The organism is Caldicellulosiruptor hydrothermalis 108 (assembly GCF_000166355.1).
GTDB classification, from domain to species: domain Bacteria; phylum Bacillota; class Thermoanaerobacteria; order Caldicellulosiruptorales; family Caldicellulosiruptoraceae; genus Caldicellulosiruptor; species Caldicellulosiruptor hydrothermalis.
Genome location: NC_014652.1, coordinates 909,345 through 924,354 on the forward strand (window position 1 = coordinate 909,345; position 15,010 = coordinate 924,354).

16 protein-coding genes and 1 pseudogene are annotated in these 15,010 nt (G+C 37.5%); 15 read left to right on the top strand and 2 right to left on the bottom strand.

Features of this window, described 5'->3' with window-relative positions; translation table 11 throughout:
* The first annotated feature begins 40 nt into the window (after positions 1 to 40).
* The 4 genes and pseudogenes from CALHY_RS04385 (at position 41) to CALHY_RS04400 (ending at position 4,422) form a co-directional block, all read left to right on the top strand.
* A pseudogene (locus tag CALHY_RS04385) lies at positions 41 to 1,056 on the top strand (ABC transporter ATP-binding protein).
* Between the two features lie 30 nt (positions 1,057 to 1,086).
* Positions 1,087 to 2,052, top strand: a complete 966-nt coding sequence (locus tag CALHY_RS04390) for an ABC transporter ATP-binding protein (RefSeq protein WP_013402795.1) — start codon at positions 1,087 to 1,089, stop codon at positions 2,050 to 2,052.
* Between the two features lie 56 nt (positions 2,053 to 2,108).
* The gene (locus tag CALHY_RS04395) at positions 2,109 to 3,719 is read left to right on the top strand and encodes a peptide ABC transporter substrate-binding protein (protein WP_013402796.1); all 1,611 of its coding nucleotides are present in this window, start codon (positions 2,109 to 2,111) and stop codon (positions 3,717 to 3,719) included.
* A gap of 109 nt (positions 3,720 to 3,828) precedes the next feature.
* Positions 3,829 to 4,422 carry a type 2 periplasmic-binding domain-containing protein gene (locus CALHY_RS04400; RefSeq protein ID WP_013402797.1) on the top strand — a complete coding sequence of 198 codons (594 nt, stop codon included), beginning with the start codon at positions 3,829 to 3,831 and terminating at the stop codon, positions 4,420 to 4,422.
* Here CALHY_RS04400 and CALHY_RS04405 read toward each other — a convergent pair.
* Together CALHY_RS04405 and CALHY_RS04410 are read right to left on the bottom strand one after the other, a co-directional pair.
* Positions 4,408 to 5,535: a M20 family metallopeptidase gene (locus CALHY_RS04405; protein WP_013402798.1), complete on the bottom strand. Its 1,128-nt coding sequence runs from the start codon at positions 5,533 to 5,535 to the stop codon at positions 4,408 to 4,410. The two genes, CALHY_RS04400 and CALHY_RS04405, sit on opposite strands and share 15 nt — an antisense overlap.
* A gap of 3 nt (positions 5,536 to 5,538) precedes the next feature.
* Entirely contained in the window at positions 5,539 to 6,927 is a 1,389-nt protein-coding gene (locus CALHY_RS04410; protein WP_013402799.1) for an aminotransferase-like domain-containing protein, read from the bottom strand.
* 92 nt (positions 6,928 to 7,019) lie between these two features.
* On the opposite strand from CALHY_RS04410, the gene pdxS reads away from it, so the two are divergent.
* The 11 genes from pdxS (at position 7,020) to CALHY_RS04465 (ending at position 15,009) form a co-directional block, all read left to right on the top strand.
* A complete protein-coding gene (pdxS, locus tag CALHY_RS04415; RefSeq protein ID WP_013402800.1) occupies positions 7,020 to 7,910 on the top strand; it encodes a pyridoxal 5'-phosphate synthase lyase subunit PdxS in 891 nt (296 codons plus the stop codon).
* A 3-nt stretch (positions 7,911 to 7,913) separates the two neighbouring features.
* Entirely contained in the window at positions 7,914 to 8,480 is a 567-nt protein-coding gene (pdxT, locus tag CALHY_RS04420; RefSeq protein WP_013402801.1) for a pyridoxal 5'-phosphate synthase glutaminase subunit PdxT, read from the top strand.
* 253 nt (positions 8,481 to 8,733) lie between these two features.
* Positions 8,734 to 9,114 (top strand): holo-ACP synthase, encoded by a 381-nt coding sequence (gene acpS, locus CALHY_RS04425; protein WP_013402803.1) that lies wholly within the window; start codon positions 8,734 to 8,736, stop codon positions 9,112 to 9,114.
* A gap of 20 nt (positions 9,115 to 9,134) precedes the next feature.
* The gene (locus CALHY_RS04430; protein WP_013402804.1) at positions 9,135 to 10,670 is read left to right on the top strand and encodes a bifunctional ADP-dependent NAD(P)H-hydrate dehydratase/NAD(P)H-hydrate epimerase; all 1,536 of its coding nucleotides are present in this window, start codon (positions 9,135 to 9,137) and stop codon (positions 10,668 to 10,670) included.
* Positions 10,671 to 10,679: 9 nt separating this feature from the next.
* Positions 10,680 to 11,201, top strand: coding sequence for a hypothetical protein (locus tag CALHY_RS04435; RefSeq protein WP_013402805.1), 522 nt, complete (start codon positions 10,680 to 10,682; stop codon positions 11,199 to 11,201).
* Positions 11,198 to 12,370 carry an alanine racemase gene (gene alr, locus CALHY_RS04440; protein ID WP_013402806.1) on the top strand — a complete coding sequence of 391 codons (1,173 nt, stop codon included), beginning with the start codon at positions 11,198 to 11,200 and terminating at the stop codon, positions 12,368 to 12,370. Before CALHY_RS04435 ends, alr begins: the two co-directional genes overlap by 4 nt.
* A 116-nt stretch (positions 12,371 to 12,486) precedes the next feature.
* On the top strand, positions 12,487 to 12,801 hold the full coding sequence (locus CALHY_RS04445) for a hypothetical protein (protein WP_013402807.1): 315 nt from the start codon (positions 12,487 to 12,489) through the stop codon (positions 12,799 to 12,801).
* Positions 12,758 to 13,201 carry a type II toxin-antitoxin system PemK/MazF family toxin gene (locus CALHY_RS04450; RefSeq protein ID WP_013290985.1) on the top strand — a complete coding sequence of 148 codons (444 nt, stop codon included), beginning with the start codon at positions 12,758 to 12,760 and terminating at the stop codon, positions 13,199 to 13,201. Before CALHY_RS04445 ends, CALHY_RS04450 begins: the two co-directional genes overlap by 44 nt.
* The gene (locus CALHY_RS04455; protein ID WP_013402808.1) at positions 13,162 to 13,809 is read left to right on the top strand and encodes a hypothetical protein; all 648 of its coding nucleotides are present in this window, start codon (positions 13,162 to 13,164) and stop codon (positions 13,807 to 13,809) included. Before CALHY_RS04450 ends, CALHY_RS04455 begins: the two co-directional genes overlap by 40 nt.
* Positions 13,810 to 13,826: 17 nt before the next feature.
* A complete protein-coding gene (locus CALHY_RS04460) occupies positions 13,827 to 14,474 on the top strand; it encodes a cytochrome c biogenesis CcdA family protein (protein ID WP_013402809.1) in 648 nt (215 codons plus the stop codon).
* A 34-nt stretch (positions 14,475 to 14,508) separates the two neighbouring features.
* Complete coding sequence (locus CALHY_RS04465; protein ID WP_013402810.1) at positions 14,509 to 15,009, top strand: TlpA family protein disulfide reductase; 501 nt, start codon at positions 14,509 to 14,511, stop codon at positions 15,007 to 15,009.
* Position 15,010 lies beyond the last annotated feature (1 nt).

Sequence of the window (15,010 nt, forward strand, 5' to 3'; positions counted from 1 at the left end):
TTTTCAAACATAATTTTTCCAGAATTTGAGGTGAAAAGAATTGGCTGAAAAATTGTTAGAAGTAAAGAACCTGAAAACATCATTTTTTACACATGTTGGAGAAGTAAAGGCAGTAAACGATGTTTCGTTTGATGTATATGAGGGACAGACTGTGGGTATTGTAGGTGAATCTGGAAGCGGTAAAAGTGTGACCTCAATGTCCATCATGAGACTTATTGTACCGCCTGGAAAAATAGTTGACGGTCAGATTATATTTGAAGGTAAGGATATACTGAAGCTTTCTGAGAAAGAAATGAGAGATATTAGAGGAAACAAAATCAGTATGATATTTCAAGATCCGATGACCTCTTTAAACCCTGTTTTTACAATCGGAAATCAATTGATTGAGGCCATAAAGATTCATAATAAAGTTTCAAAAGCTCAAGCTAAAAAAAGAGCAGTTGAGATGCTAAAGTTAGTTGGTATTCCAAGCCCTGAGCGAAGACTTTCGCAGTACCCTCACGAGTTTTCGGGTGGTATGCGTCAGAGAGTTATGATAGCTATGGCTCTTTCGTGCAACCCCAAGCTTTTAATTGCAGATGAGCCAACAACTGCACTTGACGTTACCATCCAGGCTCAGATATTAGACCTTTTGAAAAAACTTCAACAGCAGCTTAAGATGTCAATTATACTTATTACTCATGACCTTGGTGTTGTGGCAGACATATGTCAAAAGGTAATTGTAATGTATGGTGGAATTATTGTAGAGGAAGGAACTGTTGATGATATATTTTACAACCCAAAGCATCCGTATACATGGGGCTTTTGAGGTCTGTGCCAAAGATGCATTTAGGTCTTAAAAAAAGGCTTGTGCCAATAGAAGGCCAGCCACCAGATCTTCTAAAGCCGCCAAAAGGATGTCCGTTTGCGCCAAGGTGCGAATATGCAATGAGAGTATGCTTGGAAGCAAGACCACCACTTTTCGAAGTTGGGGACGGGCACAGGTCAAGGTGCTGGCTGAATCACCAGTATGCTCCACAGGAGTTATTGGAAAAGGTAAAAGCTGCAAACGAATAAGTAAGTAGTAAACAGAGGCAGGTGGAGAAGTTGAATGAGGTTTTGATTGAAGTAAAAAATCTAAAAAAGTATTTTCCAGTAAAGATGGGGCTGGGGAAAAAAGCATATATAAAAGCGGTAGATGATGTGAGCTTTTTCATAAAAAAGGGAGAAACATTGGGACTTGTTGGTGAAAGCGGCTGTGGAAAATCTACAACGGGAAGAACTATCATAAGGCTTTATGAGCCAACAAGCGGGCAGATTATATTCAAAGGAGAAGATATAACAAAAAAAGACATGCTTCCTTATAGAAAATCCATGCAGATGATTTTCCAGGACCCGTATGCCTCACTCAATCCCAGGATGACAGTTGGTGATATTATAGGTGAGCCGCTTGAGATACACAACATTGCAAAGGGCAATGAAAAAAAAGAAAGAGTTCAAGAACTCTTAAGACTTGTGGGACTCAGCAGCGAGCATGCAAACAGGTACCCGCACGAGTTTTCTGGTGGTCAGAGACAGCGAATTGGTATTGCAAGGGCTTTGGCAGTTGAGCCTGAATTTATCATCTGCGATGAGCCAATTTCAGCGCTTGATGTGTCAATCCAGGCTCAGATTGTGAATATGCTGGAAGATTTGCAGCAGCAGCTTGGACTTACCTACCTTTTTATTGCTCATGACCTGTCAATGGTAAAGCATATAAGCAGCAGGGTAGGTGTAATGTATTTAGGAAAGCTTGTGGAACTTGCAGAAAGTAACGAGCTTTACAGTAATCCTTTGCATCCGTACACACAGGCACTGCTTTCTGCAATACCAATACCTGACCCGAAAATCTCTAAAGAAAGGACAAGGATTATATTGGAGGGAGATGTTCCAAGCCCTCTCAATCCGCCAACCGGTTGCAGGTTTAGAACAAGATGCAAGTATGCGTTTGACAGGTGCAAAGAGGAAGAGCCAGTACTTAAGGATGTAGGTTCTGGTCATTACGTAGCCTGCCATTTGATGGACAGAAAATAAGGCAGGCTGCGTGAAGATAAAAAAATAAAAATTTTGATGTGAGGAGGAGAGTGTTTATGAAGAAACGTATTATTGCTGCCTTTATTTTGGTCGTGTTCCTTGTGACAGGTTTATTTTTAAGCTCAAATTACAAGGGAGCAGTAGCTGCTTCATCAAAACAGGTTTTCACGTACATCAATGGTGCTGAACCAAGATACCTTGACCCAGCACTCAACACTGCTGCTGATGCTGCAAACATTATAATCAATGTTTTTGAAGGTTTGACAAGAGTAAATGTAAAAGGCGAAACTGTTCCTGGCATGGCTGAAAAATGGACAGTTTCTAAGGACGGGCTTACTTACACATTCTATATAAGAAAGAATGCAAAGTGGTCGGACGGAAAACCTGTTACAGCATACGATTTTGAGTATGCTTGGAAGAGAGCTTTGGATCCAAAAACAGCGTCTGAGTATGCATACCAGCTTTACTACATCAAAAATGGTCAGAAATTCAATGAAGGTAAAGCAAAAGCATCTGATGTTGGTGTCAAAGCTTTGAATGCTACAACTTTACAGGTTACATTGGAAGCACCTACACCATACTTCTTAGAGCTTACAAACTTCCCAACATACTTCCCAGTAAGAAAAGATATAGTAGAAAAGTATGGTGACAAATGGGCAACTGATCCAAAGACATATATTGGTAATGGTCCATTTATCATGACAAAATGGGTACACAACTCATATATTGAGTTTAAGAAGAATCCAAAATATTGGGATGAAAAATCAATAACACTTGAAAAGATTGTTTACAAGCTTTCGGAAGATGACAAAGCAAACCTTCTTGCTTATGAAGCTGGTCAGGTTGACGGTGCAGAGTCTGTGCCAACTGACGAGATTCCAAGATTAATCAAAGAAAAGAAAATGAAGATATGGCCACTTCTTGGCACATACTACTATGATGTAAACTGCAAGGTAAAACCATTTAATGACAAGAGAGTAAGACAAGCTCTTTCGCTTGCAATTGACAGAACATACATTGTAGAAAATATTGGTAAGCTTGGGCAAAAGCCGGCAACAGGCTTTGTGCCATACGGTATAAAAGGTATTTCTAAAGATTTCAGAGACGAATCAGGGCACTTTTTACCAGTAAAAGCTGATTTAGCAAAAGCAAAGAAACTTTTAGCAGAAGCTGGATATCCGAACGGAAAAGGCTTCCCAGAAATAGAGATTATATATAACACAAGTGAAGGACATAAGAAAATTGCAGAAGCTATTCAAAACATGTGGCAGCAACTTGGTATAAAGGTAAAACTTTCTAACATGGACTGGAAGGTTCTGCTAGAAAGAAGACATAAAAAGGATTACATGGTTGCAAGAGATGGCTGGCTTGGTGACTATGTTGATCCAATGACATTCTTGGACTTGTTCACATCATACAGCGATAATAACAATACAAACTGGAGCAACAAGAAGTATGATGAGCTTATCGATAAAGCAAAGAGAACAAGTGACAGAAAGCTTAGAATGCAGTATATGATGCAGGCAGAGAAGATTTTGATGCAAGACTATGCAATTATTCCAATTTACTTCTATGTAAAAGGTCATGTACTCAGAGACTATGTAAAGAACTATTACATTTCTCCGCTTGGATTTAACTACTTCATGTATGCTAAGATTGTAAAGTAAACTAAAGCGAAGTAAAATAATAAGGGAAGGGCAAAGAAAGAATTTTTTGCTCTTCCCTTTTTTGCTTTAGAATCGAAAAAATCTTACTTTTGGGCAGGTGAGATGGGCAATGGAATTTGCTTTAAAATTTAGGAAAGTTATGCTAATACTTACTCTTGCAAGTTTCTTGATGCTTATTGTGACAGGGTGTTCAAGCAGTCAAGACGATATAAACAAAAAGGTTAGGATTGTGCTTGTTGGCAATTTCATTGGTGATGAAAACGCTCAAAAGCTGATTTCAGAGCTTGAGAAAAAATCAGGTGATCAAGTTTACATTGACCAGATACTTTACACAGGCGACACTCCTAAAACCGAGCAGGAGTTTGCGTTTATGCAAAAACTTATGGTGATGCTTGCTGCGGGCGAGGGAGATATTTATATCCTTGATAAAAAACTATTTACAAACTATGCCCAAAATGGAGCGTTTTATTCTCTAAAGTCTTTTGTGAGCAAAAACAAACTGGATAAATTTGTAGACGATACATGTTATGTTAAAGAGAAAGATAAATCAACAAAAGATTTATATGGTCTTAAAGCAGAAGATGTCTCATTGCTCAAAAAATACGGGTTTGAAACCAAGAATAAGTATATAGCCATTTATGTCAGAAGCAACAAATTCTCACGTGCACAAAAAGTCCTGTTAGCTCTTTTAAATAGCAAGTAAATACCCTGCCAGAAGAAATATACCGTAAAAGATGCTGTTTTCTGATGCATTAAAATATGGTGAATGCAAAGGATTTTCTCCTTTGCCTTTTTCTTTTATGCCGAGCCTGAAATAAACCGAAGGAACTTTTTGACAGTAAAATGCAAAGTCTTCTGCTGTAAAGCTTGGGATAGCCTTTTTTACATTCTCAGGGCCAAGGAGGCTTTTTGCTACATCAAGAAACTCTTCAGTAGCTTGATGGCTATTTATCAAAGGTGGATATTGAAAATAATAATTTATATTCACATGGCAATCATATTTTTGAGCAGAAAGTTTTGCAAGTTTTTTTATGTTTTTATAGATAAATTCTTGCATACTGCTATCAAACGTTCTTACAGTTCCTTTTATTTTACACGTTTCAGAGATGACGTTAAATGTTTCTCCACTGTTTATCGAAGAAAAAGAGATGTGAAAAGAAGATAACTTATTGGAAAATGCGTTGAAAAAGTTATTACTACTTTGGATAAAATCAGTGGCAGGATAAATTGGATTTTTGGTTGCTTCTGGCATTGCAGCATGACCGCCTTTTCCAATAAACTCAATCTCAAAATCATCCACGCTTGCCATGATAGCTCCACTTGAAACCTCAATTGTTCCAACATCAACACCTGGCCAGACGTGAAATCCCAAAAGCTTTGTCACTTTTGGATTTTCAAGTCCGCCTTCTTGGATTACTCTTTTTGCGCCTCCCGGCCCTTCCTCAGCAGGCTGAAATATAAACTTCACACATCCTTCAAAGCCCATGTCAACAAGGACCTTTGCTGTCCCCAGTACCACTGCCATATGAAAGTCGTGACCACAGCAGTGTCTTGGTTGACCTTCTACCAAAATAGCGTCCATGTCGCTTCTTATGCCAATACACTCATCAGACCTATTTATAATTCCAATCACGCCTGTTTTTGCTATTGGAAAGTTTTCAATGCCCCACTCTGAAAGTCTTTCTGTTATATATTTTTGTGTCTTAAACTCTTCGTACGAAAGTTCGGCAAGTCTATTTAAATCTCTTCTGATGCTAATGAAAAGCTCCATATTTTTTCTGATAGTATCTTTAAGTTTTTCAGCACAAAATTCCACTTTTCATACCTCCTCTTTTTGGTAAGCTGAATTCAAAACCTTTTGAATTTTCTGCATGGCTATTTGAAGCTCATCTTCTCTGCAATCTAAAAAACTTATTCTGAAAAAGTTTGTAGAAGCAGGTTTGTGATAAAAACATGTATGGGGCTGCACTAAAACCCTTTGTGTTTTGAGTTTGTTATAAATAGTAGCAGATGATATCGTTGGTGGAAGGTAGAAAGAAACAAATATTCCCTGAACATCTTGAGTAAACAGCCTGTCATCTATTTGCAGGTCTTTTGCCAATCTTAAAAATAGTTTTTGTCTTTGGTTTATGTATGCTTTCAAGTTTTCTATGTGTTTATCAAAGAAGTTTTTCAAAAAATAATAAAAAGATACCTGTATCAAAAGTGATGTTGAGATATCTGCCATTGACTTGTAGTAAGCAACCTCTTCTGCAAGATGCCTTGGTGCCACAACAAATCCAATTCTCAGTGCAGGCATTGTAACAGTTGAAAAACTCTTTATGTAAAATACTCTGTCGTATTTGTCATATGCTTTGATTGGTAAAATTCCTTCATCCACACCTATATCACTTAAAAAATCATCTTCAATGATATAAAAGTCATATTTTTGTGAAATCTCACACAGATATTCCTTGTACTCTTTGCTGTATGAAACCCCGGTTGGATTTTGCGAAAAAGGAATAATGTATATGGCCTTTGGTGAAAACTTTTTAATGTAATCTTCTATATTTTGCATCTGGTCAATGTCAATACTAACAATGTTCAGGTGCATATTGCTAAATATATGGTATGCACCAAGGTACGATGGATTTTCCAAAAATATTGGATCGCCAGGCTTTAAAAAACTTTTTGTTGTAATCTCAATTCCCTGCTGAGCACCTGATACAACTGTGAGCTCTTGAGGGCTTGTAACAATCCCAAGCTTTTTAAGATATGTCTCTACCAAGTACTCCTTTAGAGGATTTTTAAAATGTTCGATATAATCGAAAATCTGCGGTGAATACTCTTCAATTGCACAGTTTAAAGAATTTTTGAACCATTCGATAGGATATAGGTTATATGGAAGCTTTGATGAAGCCAAATTGATGTAACCTTGAGCATCTATAAGGTTTTCTTCCTCAAAAATGATTTTATCTTGATACTCACTGTACACAACATAATATCCGCTTCCAGGAGTTGCTTTGATATAGCCTTCATTTTCAAGCTTGCTCAGCGCCTTTGTCACAGTAGAAAGATTGACATTTAACATCTTGCAAAGATTTCTCACAGACGGAAGCCTCTGCATATAACTAATCTCACCTGACAAGATCTTTTGCTTTATATCTTCATAAAGCTGAAGGTAAAGAGGCTTTTTTGAATTCTTGTCAATCTGTATCGATACACTCATCATTCATCCCGTCTTTACACACAGTTTATTTTAATTATAATAAAGTGGACAAAAGACTTCAACAAATTATATCGATACGGAGGTGCTAAATTATGAGCGAGATTGTAAATGAAAGATATGAGCTCAACAAAAACCTTGCACAGATGTTAAAAGGCGGTGTCATCATGGATGTGACATCTCCAAAAGAGGCTGAAATTGCAGAAAAAGCAGGTGCTGTTGCTGTTATGGCTCTTCAAAAAGTTCCGGCAGACCTGCGCAAAGAAGGCAAGGTTGCGAGGATGGCTGACCCGAAAATAATATTGGAAATTAAAAGTGCTGTTTCAATACCTGTTATGGCAAAGGTAAGAATCGGACATTTTGTTGAAGCTCAAATTTTAGAAGCACTTGGCATAGACTATATTGATGAGAGCGAGGTCTTGACGCCTGCTGATGAGGAGCATCACATTGATAAGTGGAAGTTCAAAGCTGCGTTCGTGTGTGGCGCAAGAGATTTGGGTGAGGCTTTGAGAAGAATTCAAGAAGGTGCTTCCATGATAAGAACAAAAGGTGAGGCTGGGACAGGAAATGTTGTTGAGGCGGTAAGACACCTTCGCAGAATAAACAAGCAAATTAGCTATGCTGCATCGCTGAATGAAGATGAGCTTTATGCATATGCAAAGGAACTTGGAGTGTCCTATGAACTTTTGAAAAAAACAGCCGAGCTCAAACGTCTTCCTGTTGTCAACTTTGCGGCGGGCGGAATTGCAACACCAGCTGATGCAGCTTTAATGATGCAGCTTGGAGCAGATGGTGTGTTTGTTGGTTCTGGTATTTTCAAGAGCAAAAATCCTGAGAAAAGAGCAAGGGCAATTGTGATGGCAACCACATATTACAATGACCCCAAAATACTGGCAGAAATATCATATGACCTTGGAGAAGAGATGGAAGGTATAGATTTGAGAAATCTTTCTGAGCATGAACTTTTGCAGTTTAGGGGGAATTAAAAATTGAAGACAATAGGAGTTCTGGCGTTTCAAGGCGGAGTTATAGAACATGTGAAAAAGATAGAAGAGCTTGGGGCAAAGCCTCAGCTTGTCAAGAAAAAAGAGGACTTAAAAAGCCTTGACGGCTTAATTTTGCCTGGGGGAGAAAGCACTACAATTGGAAAATTTTTGATTGAAACAGGCTTAAAAGATCAGATTTTAAGCTTGATATATGAAGGTATGTCAGTTTGGGGAACATGTGCCGGTGCAATTTTGCTTTCTAAAAATATCAAAAACCAGGGAAGTGGTGTTCTTCCCGTTCTTAACATAGTGATAGAAAGAAATGCCTATGGAAGCCAGCTTGACAGTTTCAAAAAAGAAGTTTTTGTCCCAAGATTCAACATAGCCACAGAGTGCATTTTTATAAGAGCGCCGAGGATTGTTGAGGTAGCAGAAGGTGTTGAGGTTTTAGCAGAGCTTGAAACTCCAATTGCAGTTTTGCAAAAAAATATCTTAGCTACAACATTTCATCCAGAACTTACATCTCAAAATTATTGGCATTCTTTCTTTGTGGAGAATGTGGTAAAATAAATTCTAAAGGTTTTCTTTTTCTTTCTCTTTTTTTCCCTTAACACTTTCTCCTGGTTCAAAAAACAGGCAAAAATCAGTACAGTATTTTGAGGGTGGACAAACGTGGGTTTTTAAGCAGTATCCATCTTTTTGATATTTGCAGGGATACCAGCAGCTTATAAAACTCATGTTTAGTCCCTCCTTTCATTTATATTTTTTGCTGTTTTTCAAGAAAAAATAATGCAATATTTAACTCAGAAGGGGAAAATAGTTTATGATATTTAATATTGGAATTGATATTGTTGAAGTGGACAGATTCAAAGATATGAAAAGATTTGATGAATTTTTAAAAAGGGTGTTTACTTCCTGTGAGCTTGAATATATAAAACAGAGAAGATATAATCCTGAGACAATAGCAGGGTATTTTGCTGCAAAAGAAGCAGTTGCCAAAGCACTTTCAACAGGAGTTGTTTTTTGCTTTAAAGACATAGAAATACAAAAAGGGAAAACTGGCTGTCCAATGGTGAAGCTTTATAACAGGGCAGAGGCTCTTTGTTTTGAGCTTGGAATTAAAAATATTGTGGTGAGTATATCTCACCAAAAATCGGTTGCAGTTGCAGTTGCCATTGCTGAAAAAGCCATTGCTGAAAAATAAAAAAAAAGAAGGGATGATAAATGTTTGTTTTGACCTCATCCCAGATGAGGGAAATTGACAGGAAAGCTTCGCAGGAAATAGGGATACCTGAAGTTGTGTTGATGGAGAATGCTGGTTTTTGTGTTTTTGAAGAGATAAGAAAGGATTTTGAAACTCTTGATGACAAAAACATTGCAGTTTTTTGCGGAAAAGGCAACAATGGCGGCGATGGATTTGTTGTTGCAAGGTATCTTGCCCAGGTTTGTCAAAATGTAAAGGTATTCTTATTCGATGAGAATGTGACTTTGACATCCAAAGTTTTCCTTGATATATTGAAAAGGCTGGAAGTCGATGTTAGCATTTTGTCAGAAGAACTATTATTATCCCTCAAAACCCAGAGATTTGACATAATAGTTGACGCAATCTTTGGGATAGGTCTTTCAAAAGACATTGATGGGCTTTATAAAAAGGCAATTGAGTATATAAATGGTAGCGGCGCTTATGTATATTCGGTTGACATTCCAAGTGGAATTTGCTCTGATTCAGCTTCTGTGAGAGGCTGTGCTGTTAAGGCTAACAAGACAGTAACGTTTGTTTACCCTAAGATAGGGAATATTTTGTACCCAGGTAGCTATTATTGTGGAAAGGTAATTGTTAAAGATATAGGTATCCCTGAAAAGATTATCAAAGATATCAAGGTAAAGATTCTAACAGCCGAGGATTTAGATATATCCAAATTTTACAGGTTTCCCGACTCTCACAAAGGCGATTATGGCAAGGTGGGAATAGTTGCCGGGTCAAAGTATTATCCTGGTGCGGCGGTTCTGTGCAGCAATGCTGCAGTACAAAGTGGCTGTGGACTTTGCTACTTAATAACACCCCAAGAAGCGCTTTATTTTCAGAATTTAAGAAAACCGGAGATAGTAGTGCTGCCTCTTGAGGGCAAAGAAGGTGTTATATCTTTTGATGGTTTTGTAAAATTTGACGAATACCTTGCCAAGTTTGATGTTTTGGGATTTGGCTGTGGGCTTACGAAGAATGAAGAAGTTGAAAAGATATTGATTCATATTTTAGAAAATTTCCAAATACCTATTGTAATAGATGCAGATGGACTAAATACTCTGTCATCAAGCCAAAAAGCAAAAAAACTCTTGGCAAACTATAAATCTCAAAAAGTTTTAACCCCACATTATATGGAAGCTGCAAGGATTCTTGGCGTTGATGTAAAAGATGTTGCTAAAAATCCAATTGATGCTGCCACAAAGATTGCAAGTGAATTTAGAGCTATATGCGTACTAAAAGGTTCAAGAACAATAATAACAGACGGAGATGAGGTTTTTATAAATGTTCTTGGCAATCCTGGCATGGCAAAAGGCGGAAGCGGAGATGTTCTCACGGGTATTATTTTGTCTATGATTGCTCAAGGGTATTCTGCTTTTGAGGCGGCAAAACTGTCGGTATATCTTCATTCTCTTTCGGCAGATATCTTGCTTGAAAAAAAGGCAATGCAGACAATTTTGCCCTCAGATATTATAGAGGGGTTGGACAGTGCTATTAGGAGACTAATTGAAGGTTAAATATAAAAAATGAGGTTTTTGTCTAAAAAACTCTGGCTGTGTATAGTAGTTATGCTGCTTTTTGAACTTTCCGGATGCAAAAATACTGTTCAACGTCCTGCTTTAAAAATTTTTCCCGACTATATTGCAAAAGGTTATGTGGAAATCTCTTCAAAAGATGGTGTTTCAAAGTACTCATTTTTAGAAAAGAGAATTGATGGGAGAGTTGAGGCGGAGTTTGTAAAAGGCACAAGAAAAATAAAATTGACAAAAGAGGACGGAAATGTTTTGCTGGATGGCAAAAACATAAAAAGTATTTCCCAGGACATATTTTTGGACTACTATATAGATAAGCTGATAAATGCCGAAAAGTACTCAATTGTAGTTCAGCAGAATCAAACAATTGTCACATTGGAGCTGAAAGGTGATATAAGGTACCTTCACTTCTACTTTGTAAACGGAGAACTGGAAAAGATAGGAGTAATATACCAGGATAAAAGGTTTATGAAAACCATTTATTTGACAGAATATAAAAAGTATAGAAAGGGATGAACAAATTGTCGCTCTACAACAGAGTTTGGGCAGAGATTGATCTTGACAATTTGGTGTACAATCTTGAAAACATCAAGAAAAAGATTTTACCCCAAACTCATATAATGGCAGTGGTGAAGGCTGATGCATATGGGCACGGAGCGGTTGAAATTTCAAGAGTACTTGTAAAAAATGGTGTTAGTATGCTTGCTGTGGCAATAATTGACGAGGCATTGCAGCTGAGACATTTCAATTTTGATGTTCCAATTTTAATTTTGGGTTTTACCCCTTTTGAGCTTTCTGAGCAGGTTGTTGAAAACGAGATAAGCCAAACAGTTTACACGTATGAGCAGGCATATTATCTTAGCCAGGCAGCACAAAAGGTAGGAAAAAAAGCCAAGATACATATCAAAGTTGATACTGGAATGGGGAGAATTGGATTTTTATGTTGTGATGAGAGTATACAGACAGTACTAAATATTGCAAAGCTACCAAACATCGAACTTGAAGGAATATTCTCTCATTTTTCATCTGCAGACGATCCAGATTCGGATAATTTTACGCATGAGCAGTTTATGAAATTTGAAAACTTTGTGAAAGAACTCAATAAAAATGGGGTATACTTTAAATATAAGCACATTGCAAATAGCAGTGCGGCAATCCGTTTCCCCCAGTATCAACTTGATGTTGTAAGGCTTGGTCTTATCCTATACGGGCTTTATCCAAACAGTAGCTTGAAAGAGCACATAAGTATCAAGCCTGTGATGTCTGTCAAGGCAAGAGTTATCAATGTAAAGGAGGTGCCGGAAGGCTTCCCAATAAGCTACAACAGAAGGTATATAACTACACGCAAAAGCAAAATTGCCACCATACCTATCGGTTATGCAGATGGTTTTACGCGTGTTGGAAGTAGTCAAAGGCATGTTCTCATAAAAGGTGAGTTTGCCAAAGTTGTTGGGAGTATATGTATGGACCAGTGCATGGTAGATGTGACTGATATTGAGGATGTCAAGATTGGCGATGAGGTTGTCATTATAGGAAAACAAGGGAAAAATGAGATTTTGGCTGATCATTTGGCTGAGCAGATTGGCACTATAAACTATGAGATTGTGTGTTCGTTTAGCAAGCGAATTCCGCGGGTTTATATCAAGGATGGGCGAGTTGTCAAAATATTAAACTATATCTTATGAAAAATTTACATTGATTTATCCTTTTCAAAAACCGTATAATGATAATAAGCTCATCCGCTTATTCCTACACTTTGAATTTTGTTTTTTTATATTTTGTTTTGCAAGGGGGAAATGAGATGCCGCAAATACGATTTGTGAAATTCCTTTTGCAGTATAAAAGTAATTCTTATGATGATGGTTTTATGAGGACAGCTATTGAAAAAAGAAAGCTGAAAAAGATTGAAAGAGAGCTTGAAAGTTGTTATAAAAAGTATGCAGAGCTAAATAGAAACATTGCAAACGAATGGCTTGCACTTGACTTTGAAGGACTTTTAAAATATGAGAATATAATTTACGATGATTTTGGGTATGATTTTTATAGAATAGAAGAAAGTAGGGTAGCGGAGAGTGGAGAAAGTGATACAGCAAAATCAAAATCAACCACCACTTGAAATCAAAAGGGGAGACATATTTTATGCTGACCTTGCTCCACATGTTGGTTCTGAGCAGGGCGGCATAAGACCAGTTCTGGTAATTCAAAATGATATAGGGAACAAATACAGCCCAACTGTGATTGTGGCTGCGATAACTTCACAGATTGGCAAAGCTAAATTTCCAACGCATGTTGAGATTCGTGCGGGTGAGTTTGGTCTCAGCCGTGACTCTGTCATTTTACTTGAGCAGATCAGAACAATTGACAAAGTGCGGCTCAAAAATAAGGTTGGCAAGCTTTCTGATGAGGTCATGGAAAAAGTAAACCAGGCAATTCTGATAAGCCTTGGGCTAATAGAATGGACAGCGGAGGGATATGATTGGAAAAAGAAAGAAGGCGCAGGTTTAAAAAAGGCGTAAATTTTTTGATACTTGTTCTGGTCGCAGGAGTGCTGAGCATGGGGGTTATATTTGCATCTACACAGTCAATTGACAGCAATGCTCTTGTCACATACGGTTTTTTAAAAAAGCAGGTTGACCAGTTAAAGGCGTACATAGACAATAAAATAAATGAATTAGATAAGAAAATAAAGGATACAAATATTTCTTCAGGGCAAGCACAAGATATTTCAAAGTTGCAAAGCCAGCTTGCCAATTTATCTTCCGAGATTGAAAAACTAAAGAAGCAAACTACGCAGCTTGATGCCAAGCTTAAAAACGTCTCAGGTTCTTCAGTAGTAAAAAAGAGCGATTTTGTATACACCAAAGGTTACGAGGTTATTAAGGTACCAAAAAGCAAGACCATCTTGTTTGATGCATCAACAGAGTTTGTGGTGCGGGTTGGAAAAGCTATTTCTGTTGTGCCAAAAGGGGCAACAATTATTGATTTGACAAGCGCAAAAGATGTGGGGGCAAACCAGCAACTTTTGTTTAACCATTTTTATTTAGTTGCAAGAAACGATGGCAGGGGATTCAAAGCAGTAGAGGATGTGTGGGTAATTGTAAATGGTGGGTACAAAATCAAATAGCAAAGGGGAAGAATATTATGAAAATAGATATTTTAGCGGCGGCGACAGCCGGTTTTTTGTCTTTTTTTTCACCCTGTATTTTGCCGCTTATTCCTGTGTATGTCCTATATCTTTTTTCTCAAAAGGGTAGCAGGTTAAAAAATAGCCTTTTGTTTGTTCTGGGATTTTCAATTGTCTTTGTTGTACTTGGAGTGCTTGCTGCAGCGGTAGGCAGTGTTTTTTCTGGGTACAGTTTTGTGCTAAAAAAGATAGCAGCAATAGTTATTGTTTTGATGGGTCTGGTGATGCTTGACTTGTCACCAGATTTTTTAAAAAGGATTTTTATACATATACAGGGTAAAGGTAATTTGGATATTAATGCTTCACCGTTGATTTTAGGAATGGTTTTGAGCATAAGCTGGACACCCTGTGTAGGACCAGTTTTGACGTCTATTTTGAGTATGGCGGCATTATCTGAAACATTTTTAAAAGGAGCGATGCTGCTTTTTATCTATTCGATGGGTTTTGCCGTGCCGTTTTTGATCTCAAGCTTTTTAATAGACAGGCTAAAAGCTTTTTTTGGCATGTTGAATAGGTACAGCAGGGCAATAGAGTATTTTACAGGTGCGCTTTTGATTGCATTTGGCATGCTTGCGTTTTTTGATAAGATAAATTTCTTCAGGTAGAAAATAGAAAAATTCAAAAAGAGGTGAATATTTCATGTTGAATAATAGAATCAAAAGTGTTATCTTTATATTGATAAGCGCCATTTTGATTGGGCTTTTAGTATACCAGATTATGTCGCGCTCAAAAGAGAATGCAGCTGCCGAAGGTATAGTTAATTTCAAGCTTGTATCAGTGGATGGCAAAGAGTATTCATTATCAGATTTTAGGGGCAAAAAGGTTGTTCTCAACTTTTTTGCAACATGGTGTCCACCCTGCAGGGCTGAGATACCCGATTTTGAAAGATTCCATCGCGAAAACAAAGATGTTGTTTTGATTGGCATTAATATTCAAGAAGATAAAGCAACAGTTGAGGAATTCTTAAGTTCAATGGGAGTTACGTACCCAGTACTTCTTGACAGGGATGGGAAGGTTTCTGCACAATTTGGGATTGAAGGAATACCCACAACATTTTTGATTGACGAAAATGGAAGGATAATAGCGAAAAACGTTGGTATGATGACTTATGAGCAGCTTAAAAAATTTGCTGGAAAGTAAA